Annotated in this window: 18 protein-coding genes and 2 pseudogenes; 10 read left to right on the top strand and 10 right to left on the bottom strand. The window is 69.8% G+C overall.

Annotated features, from left to right (window positions below; genetic code table 11):
* Window positions 1-15: 15 nt before the first annotated feature.
* The 3 genes from ACLZN2_RS18540 to ACLZN2_RS18530 are packed head-to-tail and all read right to left on the bottom strand — an operon-like array spanning window position 16 to window position 2,248.
* Window positions 16-822 carry an acetoacetate decarboxylase family protein gene (locus tag ACLZN2_RS18540; RefSeq protein WP_416979585.1) on the bottom strand — a complete coding sequence of 269 codons (807 nt, stop codon included), beginning with the start codon at window positions 820-822 and terminating at the stop codon, window positions 16-18.
* 11 nt (window positions 823-833) lie between these two features.
* Window positions 834-2,054, bottom strand: a complete 1,221-nt coding sequence (locus tag ACLZN2_RS18535; protein ID WP_416979584.1) for an NAD(P)/FAD-dependent oxidoreductase — start codon at window positions 2,052-2,054, stop codon at window positions 834-836.
* Window positions 2,055-2,059: 5 nt separating this feature from the next.
* Window positions 2,060-2,248, bottom strand: coding sequence for a ferredoxin (locus ACLZN2_RS18530; protein ID WP_416979583.1), 189 nt, complete (start codon window positions 2,246-2,248; stop codon window positions 2,060-2,062).
* A gap of 351 nt (window positions 2,249-2,599) precedes the next feature.
* On the opposite strand from ACLZN2_RS18530, the gene ACLZN2_RS18525 reads away from it, so the two are divergent.
* The 4 genes from ACLZN2_RS18525 (at window position 2,600) to ACLZN2_RS18510 (ending at window position 6,937) form a co-directional block, all read left to right on the top strand.
* Window positions 2,600-3,955: a glutamine synthetase family protein gene (locus ACLZN2_RS18525; RefSeq protein ID WP_416979582.1), complete on the top strand. Its 1,356-nt coding sequence runs from the start codon at window positions 2,600-2,602 to the stop codon at window positions 3,953-3,955.
* Between the two features lie 37 nt (window positions 3,956-3,992).
* Window positions 3,993-5,309 (top strand): cytochrome P450, encoded by a 1,317-nt coding sequence (locus ACLZN2_RS18520; protein WP_416979581.1) that lies wholly within the window; start codon window positions 3,993-3,995, stop codon window positions 5,307-5,309.
* Window positions 5,310-5,393: 84 nt separating this feature from the next.
* A complete protein-coding gene (locus ACLZN2_RS18515) occupies window positions 5,394-6,044 on the top strand; it encodes a TetR/AcrR family transcriptional regulator (RefSeq protein ID WP_416979580.1) in 651 nt (216 codons plus the stop codon).
* Window positions 6,041-6,937 carry a crotonase/enoyl-CoA hydratase family protein gene (locus ACLZN2_RS18510; RefSeq protein ID WP_416979579.1) on the top strand — a complete coding sequence of 299 codons (897 nt, stop codon included), beginning with the start codon at window positions 6,041-6,043 and terminating at the stop codon, window positions 6,935-6,937. The genes ACLZN2_RS18515 and ACLZN2_RS18510 overlap by 4 nt, the downstream gene beginning before the upstream one ends.
* Window positions 6,938-7,473: 536 nt before the next feature.
* On the opposite strand, the gene ACLZN2_RS18505 is transcribed toward ACLZN2_RS18510, so the two are convergent.
* Window positions 7,474-7,875, bottom strand: a complete 402-nt coding sequence (locus ACLZN2_RS18505; protein ID WP_416979578.1) for a hypothetical protein — start codon at window positions 7,873-7,875, stop codon at window positions 7,474-7,476.
* A 1,821-nt stretch (window positions 7,876-9,696) separates the two neighbouring features.
* Here ACLZN2_RS18505 and ACLZN2_RS18500 point away from each other — a divergent pair.
* From ACLZN2_RS18500 to ACLZN2_RS18480, 5 genes are all read left to right on the top strand, one after another.
* Window positions 9,697-10,458, top strand: coding sequence for a DeoR/GlpR family DNA-binding transcription regulator (locus ACLZN2_RS18500; protein ID WP_416979577.1), 762 nt, complete (start codon window positions 9,697-9,699; stop codon window positions 10,456-10,458).
* Window positions 10,459-10,544: 86 nt separating this feature from the next.
* Window positions 10,545-11,900: an ABC transporter substrate-binding protein gene (locus ACLZN2_RS18495; RefSeq protein WP_416979576.1), complete on the top strand. Its 1,356-nt coding sequence runs from the start codon at window positions 10,545-10,547 to the stop codon at window positions 11,898-11,900.
* A gap of 83 nt (window positions 11,901-11,983) precedes the next feature.
* Window positions 11,984-12,946 carry a carbohydrate ABC transporter permease gene (locus ACLZN2_RS18490; protein ID WP_416979575.1) on the top strand — a complete coding sequence of 321 codons (963 nt, stop codon included), beginning with the start codon at window positions 11,984-11,986 and terminating at the stop codon, window positions 12,944-12,946.
* Window positions 12,943-13,827, top strand: coding sequence for a carbohydrate ABC transporter permease (locus tag ACLZN2_RS18485; protein WP_416979574.1), 885 nt, complete (start codon window positions 12,943-12,945; stop codon window positions 13,825-13,827). The genes ACLZN2_RS18490 and ACLZN2_RS18485 overlap by 4 nt, the downstream gene beginning before the upstream one ends.
* The gene (locus ACLZN2_RS18480; RefSeq protein ID WP_416979573.1) at window positions 13,824-14,813 is read left to right on the top strand and encodes a zinc-dependent alcohol dehydrogenase family protein; all 990 of its coding nucleotides are present in this window, start codon (window positions 13,824-13,826) and stop codon (window positions 14,811-14,813) included. Before ACLZN2_RS18485 ends, ACLZN2_RS18480 begins: the two co-directional genes overlap by 4 nt.
* A gap of 246 nt (window positions 14,814-15,059) precedes the next feature.
* On the opposite strand, the gene ACLZN2_RS18475 is transcribed toward ACLZN2_RS18480, so the two are convergent.
* The 3 genes from ACLZN2_RS18475 to ACLZN2_RS18465 all read right to left on the bottom strand — a co-directional run bounded on the left by ACLZN2_RS18475 (window position 15,060) and on the right by ACLZN2_RS18465 (window position 19,981).
* Window positions 15,060-16,931: a sigma-70 family RNA polymerase sigma factor gene (locus ACLZN2_RS18475; protein WP_416979572.1), complete on the bottom strand. Its 1,872-nt coding sequence runs from the start codon at window positions 16,929-16,931 to the stop codon at window positions 15,060-15,062.
* A gap of 536 nt (window positions 16,932-17,467) precedes the next feature.
* Window positions 17,468-19,531, bottom strand: coding sequence for a SpoIIE family protein phosphatase (locus ACLZN2_RS18470; RefSeq protein WP_416979571.1), 2,064 nt, complete (start codon window positions 19,529-19,531; stop codon window positions 17,468-17,470).
* A gap of 225 nt (window positions 19,532-19,756) precedes the next feature.
* Window positions 19,757-19,981 (bottom strand): SDR family oxidoreductase, encoded by a 225-nt coding sequence (locus ACLZN2_RS18465; protein WP_416979570.1) that lies wholly within the window; start codon window positions 19,979-19,981, stop codon window positions 19,757-19,759.
* On the opposite strand from ACLZN2_RS18465, the gene ACLZN2_RS18460 reads away from it, so the two are divergent.
* Window positions 19,919-20,236, top strand: a complete 318-nt coding sequence (locus tag ACLZN2_RS18460) for an FCD domain-containing protein (protein ID WP_416979569.1) — start codon at window positions 19,919-19,921, stop codon at window positions 20,234-20,236. The two genes, ACLZN2_RS18465 and ACLZN2_RS18460, sit on opposite strands and share 63 nt — an antisense overlap.
* Window positions 20,237-20,286: 50 nt before the next feature.
* Here ACLZN2_RS18460 and ACLZN2_RS18455 read toward each other — a convergent pair.
* The 3 genes and pseudogenes from ACLZN2_RS18455 to ACLZN2_RS18445 form a co-directional block, all read right to left on the bottom strand.
* Window positions 20,287-20,674 (bottom strand): annotated as a pseudogene (locus ACLZN2_RS18455) (glycosyltransferase); the annotation flags it as partial.
* 84 nt (window positions 20,675-20,758) lie between these two features.
* Window positions 20,759-22,141: an L-serine ammonia-lyase gene (locus ACLZN2_RS18450; protein WP_416979568.1), complete on the bottom strand. Its 1,383-nt coding sequence runs from the start codon at window positions 22,139-22,141 to the stop codon at window positions 20,759-20,761.
* A gap of 23 nt (window positions 22,142-22,164) precedes the next feature.
* Window positions 22,165-22,328 (bottom strand): annotated as a pseudogene (locus tag ACLZN2_RS18445) (serine hydroxymethyltransferase); the annotation flags it as partial.

The following is a 22,328-nucleotide window of genomic DNA, read 5'->3' as shown; positions in this document are numbered from 1 at the left end:
TCAGTAGCAGGGATGTCACTCGGCGCCGGACGTGCCGGACTCCAGCAGCCGGCCGCCGTCCCACACCACGCCGACCTGCCGGTAGTACGCGGCGATCGGTTCACGGATCTCCAGCCGGGCCAGCTCCTCCGTGGGCGCCTCGAACAGCTCCAGCTCGGCGTCGCCGACCCAGGGTTGCCCGCCCTCGAAGGAGGCCGCGCCCGACTCGATCAGCTCGTCCAGGGCCAGGCCCTTGCCCTTCTCGATGGAGGGCAGCCAACGGTGGTGGGCCATCGGGTGTCCGTTGACGAAGCCGTTGGTCTCCGACGGCTCCCGCAGGGTGACCACGGCCTGGGCCAGGCGCCGGTCGGCGGCGGCGAGGGTGGCGCCGAAGCGGGCGCCGGCCTCGATGCGCGGGGCGGGACCGTAGGGGTGCGGGCGGGTCTGGTGGATCGAGCCGAGCTTCTTCGGATAGCCCTGGTGCAGCCCGCGGGCGATCGCGAAGTCCTTGTCGACCCAGATGTAGACGCATCGGGTGTAGGTCTGCCCCCGGTACTTGCAGCGGACGACCGCGAACGCCTCCTTGTACTGGGCCAGCACCGGGTCCAGCAGCTCCTGGCCCGATTCCGAGCAGGACTGCCAGTCGGCCCAGATGAGCGCCACGGCGCCCGGGTCCTCGTCGGCCAACTCCAGCGGCTCGGGCAGCAGTTCCCGCACCCGGGAGGGATCCGTGCGGTACTCGACGGTCAGCAGGTCACCGGAGTAGCGCCACGGCGGGGACGGGATCAGCGAGGAGGCGCCGCTCGCCGTCTTGGGGTGGAAGTAGCCACGGACAGTGGACATGAAGGGGTTCCTTACGCGGTGAGGGCGGGCTGCTGGAGCAACTGGGCGCGATAGCGGGCGGCGCCCATCGCGGCGGCCTGGCCGCCGAGCGCGACGACGCCGACGAGCCGGTCCCCGGCGTGGTAGCCGACGAGGACGTCACCGTCGGGGTCACCGTCCAGGACCCGCACGTCGTCCTTGCCCAGCGCGGGGGCGCCGAAGGACTGCAGGCGGAACTCGTGCTGGTCGCTCCAGAAGGTGGGCAGCGGGGCGAAAGGCGCCAATTCCACCTCCATGCCGCTGAGATGGGCGACGAGGGCCTTCGCGGCGTGCTTGGCCGTGTCGGTGGGGATGGACCAGTGCTCGACGCGGCGCGGTACGCCGTCGTAGCGGGCGTTGGGGAAACGGGCGACGTCACCGACCGCGACGACCTCCGGCCGTCCCCCGACCCGCAGTCGCCCGCAGGTCAGGACGCCGTCACCTAGGTCGAGGCCGTTGCCCTCCAGCCACTCGACGTTGGCGACGGAGCCGACCGACTCCACGACCACGTCGGCGGGCAGCACGGTGCCGTCGCTCAGCACGACCCCCGTGACGCGGTCCTCGCCCTCGAAGCCGGACACTCCCGTGCCGAGGGCGAAGCGCACCCCGCGCTCCTCGTGCCGCTTGAGCAACGCGCGGCCGAGCAGTTCACCGAGGGGGCCGACCATGGGCAGCGGCAGCGGATCGACGACGGTCACCTCGCGGACACCGAGCCCTACGGCGGTGGCGGCCACCTCACAGCCGATGAAGCCGGCGCCGACCACGACCACGCGGACGCCGGGCCGGGTCAGCTCGTCCCGCAGACCCTGGGCGTCGGCGAGGGTGCGGACGGTGTGGCGGCCTGTGAGCGGGCCGGGGCAGCGCAGGCGCCGCGGCCGCATCCCGGTGGCCACGACCAGCCCGTCGTACGTGATCTTCGAACCGTCGTCGAGGTCGACGACGCGCCGGTCGAGATCGGCTGTGACGACCTTGGTGCCGAGCCGCCACTCCACGTCGGCGGCGGCTGCCTTCGGCGTGAAGGCGAGTGACGCGAAGGGGGCCTTGCCGGCCAGCACCTCCTTGGACAGCGGGGGCCGGTTGTAGGGCATGTGGGGCTCGTCGCCGATGACGGTGATCGCCCCGGTCCAGCCCGCGGCGCGCAGTTGTTCGGCGGCGCGCAGGCCGCCCATCGAGCCGCCGGCGACGACGACCCGCCCGGTCGTGGATGCTGTCATGGCGGTCAGCCCTCGATCCGGATGGCCTGCAGCGGACACACGTCGGCGGCCTCCTCGACCTCGTCGCGCAGCACTTCGTCCGGGTCGGAGACGTAGACCAGGTGACCGTCGTCGTCCATCGAGAAGACGTCGGGGGCGGCGAAGACGCACTGGCCGTGGTCCTGGCACTTGTTCATGTCGACGACGACCTTCATGGCGGTCCTCCTGAGGGTGAGGGCGTCGGAGCAAAGGAGAGGGAGGAAGAGAGAGGCCCGGCCCGGGTGTGGCCGGGCCCCTCGGCCAACGGGGGCGGCATCCGCCGGACGCCGCGCCCGTCACTCATTTGGCTTCAAACAAGATAGGAAGCCGCCTGGCCCTGGTCAATACCTGTCCAGATGGATAAATTTTTTCCACCACCTCTTGCGAGGACACAACCCCTCTCCATATCGTTCGGGATCAAATGAGCTTCCGGGGCGCGCTCCTTCCCCGCCCCGGCTCCCCTCCTCCGCCCCCTCCCCCAGTGCCCCTGGCACAGGGAGACCCTTCCTTCCGCCAAGGAGACACCGGTGAGCGCATCCGACACCTCAGACATCGGCCGGCACATGGAACGGCTCGCCGCGGAGGGCGTCGACGTGGTCCGGGTGGTCTACCCCGACCTGATCGGCACCGACCGCGCCCGCGAGGTGCTGCTGGACCATCTGCCGTCGGCCTGCGAGCACGGCCTCGCCTTCTGCCGCGCCGTCTACCACACCACCCCGCAGGGCGATGTCGCCGCCGTCACCGGAGGCCTGGACGCCGGCCTGCCGGACGTGACCGTACGCCCCGACCTGTCCACCCTGGCCGTCCTGCCCTGGGAACCGGGTGTGGCCGCCTGTCTCGGCGAGGTCACCGACCCGGCCACGGGAGCCCCGGCACCCGAGTCCCCCCGCGACCTGCTGCGCACCGTCCTGGCCCGCTGCGCCGAGCAGGGTCTGCGCCCCGTCGTCGGCCCCGAACTGGAGTACTTCCTCCTGGAACCCGCCCCCGGCTCGCCCACCGGCTGGCGCCGCTCCCCCGAGACCACCGGCGCCGTCTACACCGCCGGCCTGCGCGCAGACCCGGACAACCACCTGCTGCGCACCCTGCGGTCACTGCGGGACCTGGGGCTCGGTGTCGTCACCGGCAACCACGAGTTCGACGGCGGCCAGTACGAGATCAACCTCACCCACTCCGCCGCCCTCGACGCCGCCGACCGCGCCTTCCGCTTCAAGGCGGCCGTCAAGGAACTCGCCCGCAAGGAAGGCAACCTCGCCACCTTCATGGCCAAACCCTTCGGCGACGCCGGTGGCTCCGGCTTCCACCTCCACCTGTCCTGCAACGACATCGAAGGCCGCAACGCCTTCGACGACCCGGCGGGCGCGTACGGTCTGTCCGCCACCGCCCGGCACGCCCTCGCGGGTATCCTCGCCCACGCCCCCGCGCTCGCGGCCCTGGCCAACCCGACCGTGAACTCGTACAAACGCTTCGGCCCGGACACCCTCGCGCCGTGGCTGATCGACTGGGGTCTCGACAACCGCAGCGCCATGGTCCGCATCCCCCCGGAGCGCGGCTCCGGCGCCCGCCTCGAACTCCGCCTCGGCGACGCCAGCGCCAACCCCTACCTGCTGATCGCCGGCGCGATCGCCGCCGCCCTGCTCGGCGTCCAGGCCGGCGAGGAACCGCCCGCCCCGCTGGAGGGCTACGGCTACGACACCTCCCGGGCCGCCCTGCTGCCCCAGACCCTGCCGGCCGCGCTCGACGCGCTGGAGGCGGACACCGCCCTGACCGACCTGCTCGGCAAGGACTTCACCACGTCCTTCCTCGCCTACAAGCGGGACGAGCTCGAACGCTTCGGCCGGCACGTCACCGACTGGGAGTTCACCGAGTACGCCTACCACCTGTAAGCCCGCCCCGAAGCCCCCGCCCAGGAGATCCACCACCATGACCAGTCCCACCGTTCCCGCCGTCCCCACCACCCGGGCCGAACTGCGCGCAGCCCTCGACGAGCCCCTGCCGCTCGACCGGGTGGACCTCGCCGACCTCGACAACTTCGCCGACGGCGTCACCCCGTGGCGCATGTTCCACACCCTGCGCCACCAGGACCCGGTGCACTGGCAACCCGAAGAGACGCCCAACTCCGGCTTCTGGGCGGTCACCCGGCACGCCGACATCGCCACCGTCGACCGCGACCCGGAGACCTTCACCTCCACACGGTTCGTCAACCTCGAAGAGCTCGACGACGACCAGATCAAGAAGCGCGCCTCCATCCTGGAGATTGACGGCGTCCGCCACCGTGCCCTGCGCAGCGTGATCCAGCGCCAGTTCGGCGCGAGCGTCATCAACAGCTACGGCGACTTCCTGCGCGGACTGACCGCGAAGACCCTCGACGCAGCCCTTGCCAAGGGCACCTTCGACTTCGTCGCCGACGTCTCCGCCGACTTCCCCATCAACGTCCTCGCCCGGCTCCTGGACGTTCCGCCGGAGGACAACCAGCAGCTCATCGACTGGGGCAACCGGATCATCGGCAACACCGACCCCGACTACGCGGACGTGCTGCTGCACAGCGAGGAGAGCGAGAAGTACCGCGACCTGCCGTTCCGCTCCCCGGCCTCGATCGAGGTCTTCGAGTACGGGCGTGAGCTGGCCCGGCAGCGGCGCGGCGGCGACGGCACGGACCTGGTCTCCAAACTGGTCAACACCACTCCCCGGGACGGAGTCCCGCTCTCCGCCCAGGACTTCGACAACTACTTCCTGCTCCTGGTCGTCGCCGGCAACGAGACCACCCGGCACACCATCTCCCACTCCATGCTGGCGTTGTTGCAGCACCCCGACCAGCTGGCGAGGCTGAAGGACGACCCGTCCCTGATCCCGACGGCCGTCGAGGAGTTCCTGCGCTGGGCCTCCCCCGTCTACCACTTCCGCCGCACCGCGACCCGCGACGTCGAACTCGGCGGCAAGAACATCAAGGAGGGCGACAAGGTCGTCATGTGGTACGCCTCCGGCAACCGCGACGAGGAGGTCTTCGGCAACCCCTACGACTTCGACGTCGCCCGGCAGCACAACGACCACGTCACCTTCGGCAAGGGCAGCCCGCACCTGTGCCTGGGCAACCTCCTCGCCCGCACTGAGATCCGCATCATGTTCGAGGAGCTGATCCCCCGCCTCGCCGACATCCGCCTGGTCGGCGAAGTCCCGCGCGTGCGCTCGAACTTCGTCAACGGCATCAAGAAGCTGCCGGTGGAGGTCACCCTCGCCTGACGCATCATCCGCCCCCTTCACCGTCACCGCTGACTGTGGCAGAATTCCCACAGTCAGTGGTGACTGTGAATGAGGGCGGAGGCCATGTCCACCAGGGAGGAACAGCGACGGGCAACCCGTGCCCGGATCGTCGAGGCGGCTGTCGAGTCGCTGATCGAGAGCGGGGTCGCCGTGACCACGACGCTCGAGGTGCAACGCCGCGCCGGTGTGAGTCGGGGTGCGCTGCTGCATCATTTCCCCACGCACGATGAGCTGCTGGGGGCGGCGATCGCTCGGCTGGTGGAGCGCAACGAGGAGGCCGTCCGCAAGGAGATGGCCACCGCGACGCAGGACCAGGATGGGGCCGGAGACCCATTGGAGCGTTCCCTGCGCATTCTCGGGGCAGCTCTGCGCAGCCCGTCGTACGCGGCCGAGTTGGAGCTGTGGGCGGTGGCGCGCACCAAGCCTCGGCTGCGGGAGATCCTGCGGCGCGCGGAAGGAGCGGCCCGGCGCGATCTGTACCGGGTGCTCGGTGAAGTGTTCGGCGGCGAGGCGACGGCCGCGCCAGGGTATCCGCTGGCGGTCGGGCTGACCGTGCTGTTGCTGCGCGGTATGGCGATCTCCGAGGTTCTCCACCGCGAGGGCGGTGAAGGTACCGACCGGGACGTGCTGCTGGCGCAATGGGGCCAGGTCGTGGGTCCGCTGCTCGCCGTCGCCCCGCCCGTGCCCGCGCGAGAAGAAGGAGAACGCCGATGACTGCCGACGACCGCGAGCCCGTCGTGCTGTACGAGGTGAAGGACCGCAAGGCGTACCTGACGTTGAACCGACCCGACCGGCTCAACGCGATCGACGCCCGCATGCCCGGCGAGCTGGCCGCGGCCGTGCGCAGGGCGGGCACTGACCCGGAAGTGCATGTGATCGTCCTGCAGGGCGCCGGACGGTCGTTCTGCTCGGGCTACGACCTGAAGGTCTACGCCGAAGCCGGGCAGGGCACTCAGACCCCGGGGCAGTCGGACGGAGCGTGGGACCCGATCCAGGACTTCGCACAGATGAAGCAGTTCACCGACGACTACTTCTCGCTGTGGCGCTCGCTGAAGCCGACCATCGCCAAGGTGCAGGGCCATGCGGTCGCCGGCGGCAGCGACATCGCCCTGTCCTGCGACATCGTGATCATGGCGGAGGACGCACGGATCGGCTATATGCCCTCACGGGTGTGGGGTTGTCCGACCACCGCGATGTGGGTGTACCGGCTGGGCGCCGAGCGCGCCAAGCGCATGCTGCTGACGGGCGACACCATCGACGGACGTACGGCCGCCGAGTGGGGGCTGGTGCTGGAGGCGGTGCCGGCCGACGACCTGGACGCGCAGGTGGAGGCGTTGGCGGACCGGATGGCGGGGGTACCGGTGAACCAGCTCGCCATGCAGAAACTGATGATCAACCAGGCGTACGACAACATGGGGCTGCACGGTACCCAGATCCTGGCGACGCTGTTCGACGGCATCACCCGGCACTCGCCGGAAGGGCGCTGGTTCCAGGAGTTCGCCGCCACCCATGGTTTCCACGAGGCGGTCAAGTGGCGGGACACCGGCCGCTGGATCCCCGACGGTGGCGGCCCGATCCCCACCGCGGACGACCTCGCGAAGGACTGACCGCCGTGACGTCGTCGCCGGAATCCTCAACTGGTCCGCCGACGCCTCCCGGCCGGTTCGGTTCCGGAGCCGACCGCGATTGACGCCCTGCACCAGCCATCCGGGCCGCCCCGAAGCATGTGACACTGCCGAGCCGCCCCGGTCTTTCGCCCGCCCAACCGGCCGCGCCCTGGCCATGGGGCTGGACATCCCGGCTTCCACCACAGTGTGCTGACCGCCTTCAGCGAGCTCATCGCCAGAACGACCGCGCCGACCGTCTCCCAGAGACGAAATCCCATTCGGGCGGCCCGACGGAGGCTCGCTCGAAGTCGAGCGGTTCTGGTCCCTCGGGCGTGCGTGCGATGGTGCCGACCCACCCGTCGCCGCGCACGACACACTCGGGGAGGCCGGGTTCAGGCCACTCCTCCGACGAGCCGCGTGTCCGTCGCTTTCCGCCGTTGAGGCGTGGGGCCACCGGCGTACGAGCGACGCCGCACGAGAGACGCGGCGGACACAGGCGGCAGTGAAGTCCCGTGTCCGCCGCGCTCCGGGCGGGATCACAGGGGGCAGGTGCCCTCGAAGACGACCGTGCCGGGGTCGTTGGGGATCGGGCAGAGGAACTGGTCGTAGCGGGTGTCGTTGTCGACGAAGCGCTTGAGCCAGGCGATGCCGTACTTGGCGACCGTGGTGTTGGCGGCGGCGAAGGTGAAGTGGTCGGCGTTCCTGAGCTCGACGAACGCCTTGTCGCGGACGCCGGTCAGCGCGTCGTAGGCGGGCCGGGCGAACTGGGAGACCGGAGCGACCGTGTCGCCGTCGGCGCCGAAGATCATGGTGGGCACCCTGATCTGGTCGGAGACGTTCATGACGTCCCAGGGCGCCAGTGGGATCGCCGCCTTGAGTGACGGGGTGTTCGCCGCGGTCTCCAGCGTGCCGCCACCGTCAAGGACGTCGAGAAGCACCGGCGAAGCGGGTACGGCCTTTGGAAGGCGTCCGACGGGGCCCGGTGCGGCCCTACACGTCCAGGAGATTTGACGCGTCTCGGACGACTCGATGAGTTTGAACGCGTCGTCGCTTCACCGACTCCATGCCGGGCTTCGGAGCGAGCGGGCGGTGCCTATGATCTCGAGCCGATCAGCTGGGACCGATCGCGCCGGCGGGAGACGAACGACGCGATCGGCACCGGCCGCCCGCTGGCCCCGACTCGATCGGTGCGACCGGCCCCTGGACCTGGTCTCACACGCAGTCCTGGTTGCCCGTCACCGCCAACTCGTCAAGCACCGCCGCGAGTTCACGCATGATCGCGAACGCCGCCTGATTCAGCACCTCCGCCCGCACGGTGCCCATGACGAACGAGCGATCGAGGGGGACGCCCAGCAGCCGGTGCGCCCTCGGACGCCTGTCTGGCCACCCAGCGACGAGGGCGTCCCTTCGAGTCGACGGGACGCCACCCGGATATCGCCGTGCGGTAGCAGCTGCCGGAATCAGCGTGCCGGGCAGCGTTGGCCGGCGCCACGTCTGACCGGGCGCACGAGCGGTTGCCGCAGGGCCCCGACCGCTGCCTGCACCATGCGGCCGCCCCGAACAAGACAAGTTCCCGACACAAGTGCCGGACCATTCCCGGGCCAACGCCTCCGACGAGCTATCCTCGTCCGCCATTTGCGCTGGTCAGCGATGCGTGACCCCTGTACCAGCAGCAGACGAAAAATCTACTGGTGAGCTACTCACCGAAGAAACTGGGCTTCTTCCAGGGGGACACAAAAGGGCGCCTGACCTGGCACTTTGCCAGTCAGGCGCCCTACGCTCGCAGTCACGCAGGGGCCCGCGCGCCGAGCGCATTCCGCCGGGTCCACACCGGAGTGCAACCAGAACGAAATACCGGCGTGGCGGAGATCGTACGGCCGCCTGGCAAGCCCGGAAGCGAGTTCCGTGCGGGTCGGCACATACTTCCGCGCCCGACCCCAGGTCAGGCCATTCGCGGCGGCGTCCGCGCCGGACTGGTTCCGGAACAGCCGACCGTCCGGCACTACGCCGAAGCGTTCAATGTGTACACGGAGAATGCGCACGAACTGTGACGGAACGGGCACAGGCCGGGTCGCCGTGACTGGGCGGCGCTTGAGCCGCCTTCCCATCCAGCTTGCGGCACAGCGCGTCCAGCGCCCGCCACAGCACGTCGTACAAAGCACGACGCAACACTCGCGGCTCCGGATAGCTTGCGCCGGAGTACACCAGGGCAGGGGTGACGGTGGCGAATTGCGTCGGCCAGAGTGCGGCGCGTGATTCCCGGCGTGCGATCCCACCGTTGGTCTACGTTTTCGTGAACCAGGTCGTACCACGTCGTCCGCTGCTTGACAGCTCTCAGCTCGAGGCTGTTCGCGCACCATTCGAGAACTTTTGCATCACATGCGGCTTACGGGATATGGGATTTTTCTACCCCCAACCGTTCTCCCATCGAAATGCACGGCCAGAAACGCAGGCGAAGCCGAACCCCGGGGCGGAGACGGTCGGCTATCCGGATCCGGTCGACAAACGGGCACTGAGCGGGCACACTCCGGCTACCGAACGGGCATCGTTCCCGGCGCCATCGAGGCCTCCAGGGCGTCATTCTGGGCATCCTTCCCTCGAGGAACGGGCACATTCGGTCATGAACTGCTCCACGACGAACCTGGCTAGTACCGGTATTTCCTTGTAGAAATTTGGCCACCGAAGTCCGAACGGGCCGGGCTCCGGTAAGAGCCGGCGCGATCAAAGCGCGCGTAGAGCCGTGAAACGGAGGTGTCGCCGTGGACGCCGATGAACGAAGACGGGCAATTCTGGAAGCGGCACGCCGTTCCGGATCCGTGGACGTCGTACAGCTGGCAGCGGACCTCGGGGTCTCCAAGGAGACAGTGAGGCGCGACCTGAATCTGCTGGAGCGGCACGGGCTGGTCCGCCGTACCCACGGCGGTGCCCATCCCGTGGAGAGCGCGGGCTTCGAGACCACGCTCGCGGTCCGCACCGTCACGCACGTCCCCGAGAAGACCCGGATCGCCGCCGCCGCGGCCGACCTCCTCGGGGACGCCGAGACCGTTTACATCGACGAGGGCTACACCCCGCAGCTCATCGCCGCCGCCCTCCCGCGCAATCGGCCTCTGACCGTGGTCACCTCCTCACTGGCCACCGCCTGCGACCTGGCCTCTTCCGAGAACATCACCGTGCTGCTGCTCGGCGGGCGGGTGCGCGGCGGGACTCTGGCAACGGTCGATCACTGGGCGACCCACATGCTGTCCGGCTTCGTCATCGACCTGGCGTACGTCGGCGCGAACGGAATCTCCCGCGAGTTCGGGCTCACCACCCCCGATCCCGCGGTCAGCGAGGTCAAGGCGCAGGTCCTCAAGGCCGCCAGGCGCCGGGTCTACTCCGGGGTCCACACGAAGTTCGGTGCCGTGAGCTTCTGCCGCTTCGCGGACGTCACGGACTTCGAGGCGATCATCACCGACACCGGGCTGCCCGCCTCCGAGGCGCACCGCTACTCACTGCTGGGCCCCGAAGTCATCCGGGCCTGAGCCGCACTCACCAACCGCATCCCACCACCCCCGCAAACCCGTGGGCTTGGTTCCCCACGCCCTCGAAACACTCCCTGGAGTCACTCATGCGCACACGGAGAACGATCCATGTCCTCGCCGCGGCCGCGGCCGCGGGCTCGCTGCTGGTCGCCTGCAGCGGGGCGGGCGGCTCGTCGAGTTCCGGTGGCGGCGGCAAGTCCATCAACGTACTGATGGTCGGCAACCCGCAGATGGAGGACATCGAGAAGCTCACGAAGGACACGTTCACGAAGGACACCGGGATCAAGGTGAACTTCTCGATCCTTCCCGAGAACGAGCTGCGCGACAAGGTCACCCAGGACGTCGCGACCCAGGCCGGCCAGTACGACGTCGCCACCGTCGGCGCCTACGAGATACCCATCTGGCAGAAGAACGGCTGGCTGCACGAACTCAGTTCCTACGCCGCCAAGGACACGAGCTTCGACGAGTCCGACCTGCTCAAGCCAGTGGTCACCTCGCTGTCCGGCTCCGACGGCAAGCTGTACGCCCTGCCGTTCTACAGCGAGTCGTCCTTCCTCATGTACAACAAGGACGTCATGGAGGCGCAGGGCATCACGGTGCCCGAGCACCCGACCTGGCAGCAGGTCGCCGACATCGCGGCCAAGGTCGACGGCGCCGAGCCCGGCATGAAGGGCATCTGCCTGCGCGGGCTCGCGGGTTGGGGTGAGCTCGGGGCGTCGCTGACGACCGTGGTCAACACCTTCGGCGGCACCTGGTTCACCGAGGACTGGCAGGCCGAGGTCAACAGCCCGGAGTTCAACAAGGCGACGAACTTCTACGTCGACCTGGTCAGGAAGCACGGCGAGGCGGGCGCGTCCCAGTCCGGGTTCACCGAGTGTCTGAACGCCATGAGCCAGAAGAAGGTCGCGATGTGGTACGACGCGACCAGCGCGGCCGGTTCCCTGGAGGACCCCGCCTCCAGCAAGATCGCCGGTCATGTCGGTTACGCCTACGCGCCGACCGTCGAGACCAAGAGCAGTGGCTGGCTGTGGAGTTGGGCCTGGGCCATGCCCAAGACCACCAAGAACGCCGACGCGGCCTCGAAGTTCATGCTGTGGGCCTCCAGCAAGAAGTACGAGCGGCTGGTCGGTGAGAAGCTCGGCTGGTCGCGCGTCCCGGCCGGCAAGCGGGCCAGCACCTACGAGATCCCCCAGTACCAGAAGGCGGCCTCGTCCTTCGCCGACATCACGCTGAAGTCCATCGAGGGGGCCGACCCGTCGAACCCGGGTGTCCAGCCGCGGCCGACGGTGGGCGTCCAGTACGTGGCCATCCCCGAGTTCCAGGACCTGGGCACCAAGGTGACCCAGGAGATCTCCGCCGCCATCGCCGGCAAGACCAGCGTGGACAAGGCGCTCGACGACGGCCAGAAGCTCGCCGAGGACGTCGCCAAGAACTACCGGTGACCCCTGCGAGCCACCCGGCCGGACCTCCCCCCGGCCGGGCACCCGCTTCCACCTACCCGGCCGTCACTGGCGGAGGAAAGTCCATGACCACGCTCACCGTTCCCCCCAGAACAGCATCACCACCCCGGCGCCCGCGCCCGTCCTCCGGCGGCGGCGGCAAGTGGAAGCGCCGCTTCCCGCTGCTGCCGGCGCTCGTCTTCACCATCGTCGTCACCCAGCTGCCCTTCGTGACCACGATCGTGATCTCCACGTTCCAGTGGAACATCCTCAAGCCGGGCGAGCGGCACTTCGTCGGCCTGTCCAACTTCACGTTCGTCTTCACCGACGACCGGTTGCGTACGGCGGTGCTCAACACCGTCGTGCTCACCGCGTCCGTGGTCCTCATCAGCGTGATCCTGGGCCTCGGCCTGGCGATGCTGCTTGACCGCCGGTTCATCGGCCGCGGCCTGGCCCGCACGCTGCTCATCGCTCCGTTCCTGGTCATGCCGGTCGCGGCGGCGCTGCTGTGGAAGCACGCCCTCTACAACCCCGACTACGGTCTGCTCAACGGCACTCTCAACGCCGTGTACCGCCTCTTCGGCGCCGACAGCGGCCCCACGGTCGACTGGGTGTCGTCGTATCCGATGCCCGCGGTGGTGCTGTCGCTGGTGTGGCAGTGGACACCGTTCATGATGCTCATCCTGCTGGCCGGTCTGCAGGCGCAGCCCGGTGACATCCTGGAGGCGGCGAAGGTCGACGGGGCGTCGGCCATGGCCACCTTCCGGCACATCACGCTGCCGCATCTGCGCCAGTACATCGAGCTGGGCGTCCTGCTCGGCACGATCTACGTCGTGCAGACCTTCGACGCGGTCTACACCATCACCCAGGGCGGCCCGGGCTCGCAGACCACCAACCTGCCCTACGAGATCTACCTGACCATGTTCCGCAAGTTCGAGTACGGTCAGGCGGCCGCCGCCGGTGTGGTCGTCGTACTCGGCTCGATCGTGATCGCGACCTTCGCGCTGCGCACCATCGCGTCGCTGTTCCGTGATGAGGTGTCCCGATGAGCGCGCACACGACGGTCGCGCCCGGCGCCCGGCTGAAGACGCTGGTCCGCCGCCGCGACGACCACGGCAACACAGCGAAGCTGTCCCCGCTGTGGACCTTCGTCGCCTGGCTCGCCACGCTGGCGTTCTTCGCCCCGGTGGCCTGGATGGTGCTCACCTCCTTCCACCAGGAGGCGAACGCGGCGACCAACCCGCCGACCCCGTTCGCGTCCCTCACCTTCGACCAGTACAAGCTGCTGTTCAGCCGCAACATCGCCCCGTATCTGCTCAACTCGGCCATGGCCGGCGTCATTTCGACAGTCCTGGTGCTCGCACTTGCGGTGCCGGCGGCCTACGCACTGTCCATCAAGCCGGTCGAGAAGTGGACGGATGTGATGTTCTTCTTCCTGTCCACCAAGTTCCTCCCGGCCATCGCGGCCCTGCTGCCCGTGTACCTGATCGTCAAGGACGCCGGGATGCTGGACAACGTATGGACACTGATCATCCTCTACACCGCCATGAACCTGCCGATCGCGGTGTGGATGATGCGCTCCTTCCTCGCCGAGGTCCCCAAGGAGATCCTGGAAGCCGCCGAGGTCGACGGCGCGAACCTGCTCACCGTGCTGTGGCGAATCGTCGCCCCCGTCGCCATGCCCGGACTCGCCGCCACCTCGCTGATCTGCTTCATCTTCAGCTGGAACGAGTTCATGTTCGCGGTCAACCTCACCGCCACCAACGCCTCGACCGCACCGGTCTTCCTGGTCGGCTTCATCACCAGCGAGGGCCTCTTCCTCGCCCGGCTGTGCGCCGCCGCCACGCTCGTGTCCCTGCCGGTGCTCATCGCCGGTTTCGCCGCCCAGGACAAACTGGTCCGCGGCCTGTCCCTAGGAGCAGTCAAGTGAGGGCCGCCGTCATCACCGCACCGGGCAAGGTGGAGCTCCAGAACGTCGCCGACCCCGCCCCCGGCCCCCGGGAGGTCGTCATCAAGGTGGCGGCCGTCGGGCTGTGCGGCACCGACCTGCACATCCTCCAGGGCGAGCACGCCCCGAGTCTGCCGATCGTCCCCGGCCACGAGTTCGCCGGCGAGGTCGTCGCGGTCGGCAGCGAGGTGAGCGAGCTGACGGTGGGCACCCGGGTCGCCGCCGACCCGAACATGTACTGCAACGAGTGCCGCTACTGCCGGCTCGGCCGCAACAACCTGTGCGAGCGCTACGCCGCCATCGGCGTCACCCACCCGGGTGCCGCCGCAGAGTTCGTGGCCGCGCCGGTCGCCAACTGCGTACGGCTGCCCGACCATGTGGACACCCAGGACGCGGCCCTGATCGAACCGCTGTCCTGCGCCGTGCGCGGCTATGACGTGCTCAGCAGCAGGCTCGGCTCCCGTGTCCTGATCTACGGCAGCGGGACGATGGGCCTGATGATGCTGGAGCTCGCCAAGCGCACCGGCGCCGCCTCGGTGGACGTTGTCGACGTCAACCCGGAACGCCTCGCCACGGCCGAGAAGCTGGGTTGCTCCCAAGTGGCCCTGTCTGCCGGCGAGTTGGATCGATCCGGCGGCTGGGACGTGGTTGTCGACGCGACCGGCAACGCCGCCGCCATCCAGGACGGCCTGGAGCGGGTCGCCAAGGCCGGCACGTTCCTTCAGTTCGGGGTCTCCGACTACGCGACGACGGCCACCATCTCGCCGTACCGCATCTACAACCAGGAGATCACCATCACCGGCTCCATGGCGGTGCTGCACAGCTACGAGCGGGCGGCGGAGCTGTTCGCCACCGGGGTGCTCGACCCGCAGGTGTTCATCAGCCATCGGATGCCGCTCGCCGAGTACCCGCAGGCACTGGAGAAGTTCGCGACCGGCCAGGGACGCAAGATCGTCGTGGTGCCGTGAACCCGCGTCGGATCACCGCGTTGGGCGAGTGCGTCGCGGACGCCTTCACCGAGCCGGCGCAGGCGACATCGCGCTGCTGAACACCGGCCGGGGGCCGGACATGTCCATCCGGTCCCCTTGGTCCGGCAGATGAACCAGCAACCCCACGGCGGTCTCATCGCCCGCACCGACTCACTCGCGGGGTCCCACTCGGCAACCAAGGCAGCGGCACGGAGGGAAACAACCAACCGCCACGTCCCCGGACCGTCATGAAGCGGGGGTCACCTCGGAGTGCTGGGGCACGGTCCACGGCTGGGCGGGTGTGGAGCGGGTCACATACTGCGGGACGGGGGCGGCGTCGGTGCCGGTGTCGCGGGTCAGGCCGTAGCGGACGATGCCCTTGGCAGGGTTGGGGGGCGTGTTGATGTCCGTGTCGACCTGCTCCCAGGTGTACGGGGTGAGGGAGAGGTTGTAGTCGGCATATCCCTGGTTGAGCGTCAGGGTGACCGTGCCGTCGAGGTAGAAGTACTCGTTGTTCCACATCTGTTGGGCGCCCGAGGGCAGCGTGATGTAGCCCGCTTCCCTGTTGCCCATCCAGGTGTGGTCGGCGGGCTCGCCGGGGTGGGTGTCGTCCATCCGGCGGCCGCCTCCGGAGGCGACGTGGAAGAGCTTGCCCTTCAGACCGGTCCAGCTCGGCATGATCATCTCGCCGGTGCGGTTGAACCAGCCGATCTCGTAGCGGATGGAGAGGTAGCCCTTGCCGGTGACGGTGACGTACTGCTGCGGCCAGAACAGCAGGTACCGGCCGCCCAGCGAGCCCTTGAAGGGCTCGGAGTACTTCCCCGTGACGGTCATCGAGCCGGCTTCGGGCCTCTTCGGGAGGATCGCGGGCTTGGTGCCGGGGTCAGGGGAGGTGTCGACGGTGTCCACGGTCTGGCCGTAAACCGGCGCCGACTCGGTGTTCGAGGCGGCGGGACTGGGGCTCTTCGGCGTCGCCCTGGCCTTGGTCCGGCTGGGCGACGGCGAGACCGAGGGACTCGCCGAGACCGACAGGACGCTCGGCATGCGGGTCGCGGAGGCGGTCCCAGTGGCCACCACCGCCCCGTCCGCGGCCTGGGCCGTGTCCGGCGACGACGAACCTCGATGACCGGCCACGGCGATCGCACCGGCCACACACACGGTAGCGAGCGCCACCGCGGCGGTGACCGGTTTACCGGCCGCCCAACGCGCCGTGTCGGTGCGCGGCTTGCGCCGCGACGGCCTCAAGGAGACGTCGGAGGGCGTCTCCGCAGCTGCCTGACCCTGCTGCGGGTCGGACAGCCACGCGTGGCCCGCGACGTAGAAACCGGTGAGCGGCAGCGGCACGAGCGCGATGCCGGCGAGCAGGCTCTCGGCCGGTATCAACGTGCCCTGGCGCCCGGAACATGCGTGGCACTCGCGCACATGCCGGGCCAGGCGCTTGCGCCACAGGGTGGACGGGCGTCCGTCCCACTCCCGGATCGCATCGTGAAGGCCCGGGCATCGCGGCATGGCCCACACCGCGCGGACCACCGTTCGGGCGGTCGCCAGCTGCGCCTTCATCCGCTGCACCCGCACAGCGGCATAGGCCGGGCTCAGCTCCAGCGCTTCCGCCAGTTCGCTGCGGGTGATCTGCCCAGCGGCCTCCAGCCACCACAGGGCGAGCAGGTCGCGGTCCGCCTCGTCCAGCCAACGCGTCGCCTCGGCGGTCTCACGGCGCTGGTCGGCCAGGCCCAGCCGCAGGATCGTCAGATCGACGAAGTCCGCCCCCGGATCCGCGATGCCTTCCACCTCCTCCAGGCCGCCGCCGGTCTGTCGCCCAGGCCGGCTCCTGCTGTCACGTACCTCACGTACGGTGATCGCCACCAGCCATGAGCGGAACGCCGCCGGGTCACGCAGCCCGGCGAGGCCGTTGACCACCTTCAGCATCGTCTCCTGGACCACGTCGTCCACGTCCGCGTGGCCCCGCAGGGCACGGCCGACAATGTTGTAGACCAGAGGCAGATACGACTCGATCAGTTCGTCCATCGCCCGCTGATCGCCCTGCCGAGCCGCGCGTATCACCCGCAGCCCGTCGTCCTCCGCCATGAAGCCTCCGCCCTCGCAGGAATGAATGAGCATCCGTACACCTGGGAGACCCGGCGCCGGGGCCACGGATATCACTTCCCGGGGCGGACCTTTCGTTTCTCTTGCCATGTTCTTCGGCGATTCGGCTCGGCGACACGGGTCGCCGCCCCGCCTGCTTCTCACCGCCCGACCAGGACGCGTCGGCGAGCCCGACGACCTGGCGGAAGGGTACGTCCTGAGCCGGAACCGGGCATCCTCGGCCGCGGTACAGCTCACGGGCCCGCTCCGGCGGGGTGGGCCATGAGCGGGTTCTGCACACACCGGTCCGCACCGGTTGACCGAGGCCGATCCCGCTGGGTGCCCGAATCCACCGGCACGCGTGGGCCGAGGCGTCGGCGGCGATCCGAGTAGGGCCGGGTTCCGTCCGAGGCAGGGGCAGGGATGACACGCGCGACTCCCTTTCCTGGGCCGACGAAGAATCTTCTGGTCTCGTACGCGCCAAAGAAGCTGGGCTTCTTCCAAGGCCACGCGAAGAGGGCGCCTGGCCTGGGAAACCTCCTGTCGGGCGCCTTGCGGCGGCGGGCCCGGCGTCAGCTCCTGTGCCTGGCGAGGAGCAGCGCCACATCGTCGTCCGGCTCGCGGTTCAGGGCGCCGAGCACCATGTCGCACATCTCTTCCAGGGGGAGGCGGGTGCCGTCCAGCAGGTGGAGCAGGCGCTGCAGTCCCACATCAATGGGCGTTTCGTGGCTTTCCACCAGGCCGTCCGTGAACAACGCGAGCAGCGCCCCTTCGGCGAGTTCCCGCTCCTCGACGGTGAACGGCACGCCGCCCACTCCGAGTGGCACTCCGCCGGCGATCTCGAGGAGTTCGGCTTTCCCGTCCGGGTCCACCAGGACCGGCGGCAGATGGCCCGCGCGGGAGAGTTCGCACCGGCCGTGCCTCGGGTCGCAGACGACGTAGAGGCAGGTGGCCAGCGTGTCGGAGTCGCCGAGCGAGGCCGTGAGGTCGTCGAGGTGGTACAGCAGCTCGGCCGGAGGCAGGTCGAGCCGGGCGAGGGCGCGGGTGGCCGTGCGGAGCTGGCCCATGATCGCCGCGGCGTGCACGCCCTTGCCCATCACGTCGCCGACCACGAGGCCGACCTTGCCGTTCCTGAGCGGGAGAACGTCGAACCAGTCCCCGCCCACCTCGCTGATGGCGGGCACATAGCGGGAGGCGACCTCGATGTCGCCGTGGTGCGGTGGCTTCTGGGACAGCAGGCTGCGCTGGAGGGTGAGTGCGGTGTCGCGTTCGCGTCCGTACAGCCGCGCGTTGTCGATACTGATGGCGGCGCGCGCGGCCAGCTCGGTGGCGAGTGTGAGGTCCTGGTCGTCGAACGGCCGGGGGTTGGCCGTGCGGCACAGGCTGAGCGCGCCCAGTACCTCGCCGCGGGCCATCAGCGGAACCACGAGATAGGAGTGGACCCCGGCGCGCCGCAGCGTCTCGGCGGTGGAGTCGTCCCTGGCGATACGCCGTATCACCGTGTCGTCCACGTGCTCCAGCAGAATCGGCCGTGCCTGTCGTACGCACTGGGTGACCAGGAGGAACGAGCTGTGCAGGGCAGGCTCCCCGACCCGTACCGCGGCCTTGACCTCATCGGTGGGAGGGCTCGCTTTGAGGGCGAGCGTCCGGAAGTCGAGGGAACCGTCCGCTCGCGGCGCGGCCCCGCCCGCGGGGTTGGCCACCGAGTCGAGTACGTCGACGGCCGCGAGGTCGGCAAGCTCGGGAGCGGCCACGTCCGCCAGTTCCTCTGCCGTGCGTCGCAGGTCGAGCGTGGTGCCGATACGGACGCCGGCGTCGGCCATCACCGCCAGGCGCTCGCGTGCTTTCGCGACCTCTGCCGCCGCCCGCTGGCGCTCGGAGATGTCGAGGATCGCCATCGCCAGGCCCAGCACGCGCCCGTTGGCATCCTCGATCCGGTGGTACGACTCGGAGTACGCGTGGTCCTCGCTGTCGGCGGCCGTCCGGCCGATCGTCTGCTGATCCAGCAGCGGCTCGCCGGTCCGCAGGACCTGCCGCATCCGTGACTCGATGGCCTCCACGTCGAGGGCCGGGAGAACCTCGCCGACGCGGCGGCCCAGCACCGCCTCCTCGGGGACGCCGTTCATGCGTTCCAGCGACGGATTGACACGCACCCACCGCAGGTCGGTGTCGAAGACCGCGATGCCCACCGGCGACTGGCTGACCAGGATGTGGGACAGGGCCAGGTCCCGCTCCACGTTCTGTACCGTCTCGGCGTCGGTGCCCAGGCCGAGGGCGTGGATGTCGCCGCGGGCGTCGCGCAGCTGCATGGTGCGGAACTCCACCCGGCGCGTGGAGCCGTCCTTGTGCCGCACCGGAAAGACCCCCGCCCAGCGCGCGCCCGTCCGCACGCGATCGAACAGCTCGTGCGCCCGCGTGCGGTTCTCCGGTGCCACGAGCAGGGCGTTCGCGTCCTGGCCCAGTGCTTCCGCGGCGGAGAAACCGAGCAGTGACTCGGCTTCGGGGCTCCACAGCACGATCCGGCCGTCGCTGCTCAGGACGAGGGCCGCCACCCGCAGTACGTCCAGCAGCCCGCCTGGCGCGGCGGTGATACGGTCCTGCCCGCCGTTCCCGGTCCGGGTCTCTCGCTCAGGCATACCGGGGCTCCTTCCGGCGGCAGCACAGGGGTGCGCTCTGGGCCCCTTCCGCCGGGCTCCCTGTCAGTCATACCTCTGTCGGCGGGGCCCCGCACGCCCTGACAGCCCGTGCCGCGGGTCGACCCGGTTCACGGGAGGCTCGTCATGCGCGGGTCGGTGAGTTGGGCAGGCCGACGAGCGCCTGCCGGTCGTACTCCTCCCGGAAGGGAATCCGGTCGTCAGAAGTCACCGGAAGAGCGAGTTGACGTAGTCGGCCCCGATGCCGATCTCGTCGTAGTGTCTGCAGTCGGCCACGACCACGGCGCCCGTCATCATCGACGCCTCGGGCGAGGCCAGGAACGCCACCAGACCGGCGATCTCCTCGGGCTCGGCCGGCCGGCGCAGCGGATGCGGGCGTCGCTCGACGATCTCGACCCGATCCGGTTCTCCGCACTGAACCGCGAGTTCCACTTCACCCTCCACGAACGCTGCCCGAACGAGCGCGTCCGGGGGCTGCTGGAGACCCAGTGGGCCCGCCTGGACACCATCCGGCGCTCGGTGTCCCCCCACGTCCCCGGCCGTTCCAGGTCCTCGGTCGCCGAGCACGCGGAACTGCTCGACCTCATCGCCGCGGGCGCACCGGCGGAACGCGTCGAACAGGCGGCCCGGGCGCACAAGTTGCGCACGGCCGCGGCGGTGTCCGCGGGCAGCGGCGGCACACCGTAGGCCACGCCGGGTTCGCACGGAGGTCCGTGGGTGGGTGGCGCGGTGCGCCGTCACGGGACCCGATGCGGCCGACGCCCGTGCAGGACCGCCGTGTACACGTCCGCCGTGGCCGCCGCGGCCGCGGCCCTGCCGAAGGAGCGGGCGTGGCGGACCGCGGCCTCATCCAGCCGGGCGGTGCGGGCCGGGTCGTCGGCGAAGGCGGACAGCGCCCGCGCGTAGTGCGCCGGATCGTGCCCCGGTACGAGAACGCCGCTCACCCCGTCCCGTACGGCCACCGGCAGACCACCGACCTCGGCGGCGATCACCGGGGGCCGCAGGCCTGCGCCTCGACGGCGACCAGGCCGAAGGACTCGTGTGGGACGGCACGACCAGGACGGACGCCGCCCGGTACCAGTCGGCGAGGGCGAAGGCGTCGCCGGGCGTGCGCATGGTGATGACCCGTCCCATGGCCTCACTCCCGGTTCTGTCGGTGGACTTCGTTCCGGCCACGGCTGGGGACGTCCCTCGGTTCGGGCCGCGTCCTCAGCATTCGATGACGTTGACGGCGAGGCCGCCGCGGGCGGTCTCCTTGTACTTGACCTTCATGTCGGCGCCGGTCTCCTTCATGGTCTTGATGACCTTGTCGAGGGAGACGTGGTGCCGTCCGTCGCCGCGCAGGGCCATCCGGGCGGCGGTGACGGCCTTGACCGCGGCCATGCCGTTGCGTTCGATGCAGGGGATCTGGACCAGACCGCCGACCGGGTCGCAGGTGAGGCCGAGGTTGTGCTCCATGCCGATCTCGGCGGCGTTCTCGACCTGTTCCGGGCTGCCGCCCAGTACCTCGGCGAGGCCTCCGGCGGCCATCGAGCAGGCGGAGCCGACCTCGCCCTGGCAACCGACCTCGGCACCGGAGATGGAGGCGTTCTCCTTGAACAGCATGCCGATCGCGCCCGCCGCGAGCAGGAAGCGGACGATGCCCTCCTCGTCGGCGCCGGGCACGAACTCGAGGAAGTAGTGCAGGACGGCGGGGATGATGCCCGCGGCGCCGTTCGTGGGGGCGGTGACGACCCGGCCGCCCGCGGCGTTCTCCTCGTTCACCGCCATCGCGTAGAGCGTCACCCATTCCATCGCGCGGACCGCCGGGTCGCCCTCGCTGCGCAGTGCCCGGGCCGCCGCCGCGGCCCGGCGACGGACCTTCAGACCGCCGGGGAGGATGCCCTCGCGACCCAGGCCCCGGGAGACACAGGCCCGCATGACGTGCCAGATCTCCAGCAGACCGGCGCGGATCTCCTCCTCGGTGCGCCATGCCTTCTCGTTCTCCAGCATCAGCGCGGAGATCGACAGACCGGTCTCCTTCGTCAGGCGCAGCAGTTCGTCGCCCGTGCGGAACGGGTGCGCCAACGCCGTGTCGTCGGGTTTGATGCGGTCCGCGCCGACGGCGTCCTCGTCGACGACGAAGCCGCCGCCCACCGAGTAGTACGTCCGCTCCGACAGCGGCGCCCCGTCGGCGTCGTACGCGAAGAGGATCATGCCGTTGGCGTGGTACGGCAGCGAGCGCCGGCGGTGCAGGACCAGCTGGGTCGCCATGTCGAAGTCGATCTCGTGGGCGGGGCCGATCTCCGCGCCGAGGAGGCGGATGCGCCCGGTGCTGCGGATCCGCTCGACGTCCAGGTCGGCCCGGGCGACGTCGACCGTGTGCGGCTCGTTGCCCTCCAGGCCGAGGAGCACGGCCTTGGGGGTGCCGTGGCCGTGGCCGGTGGCGCCGAGCGAGCCGAACATCTCCGCCCGTACGGAGGCGGTCTGGGCCAGCAGGCCGTCCTGCTTCAGCCGGGTGACGAACATCCCGGCGGCGCGCATCGGGCCGACGGTGTGCGAGCTGGACGGCCCGATGCCTATGGAGAACAGGTCGAAGACGCTGACTGCCACGCCATGCTCCGTGAGGGTTGTCGTTACAGACCGGGGTAGAGCGGGTGCTTGTCGGCGAGGGCCTGGACCCTGGCCTTCAGGGCTTCGGCGTCTGCCTCCCCGAAGGGGGAAGGCGCCTTGAGGGCTTCGGCGATGACGTCGGCGACCTCGGCGAAGTCCTCGGCGGTGAAGCCGCGGGTGGCCAGGG

Source organism: Streptomyces sp. T028, assembly GCF_048159505.1.
GTDB lineage: Bacteria > Actinomycetota > Actinomycetes > Streptomycetales > Streptomycetaceae > Streptomyces.
The sequence above is the reverse complement of the archived record's forward strand: the minus strand, read 5'-3'. Positions and strand labels throughout refer to the sequence as shown.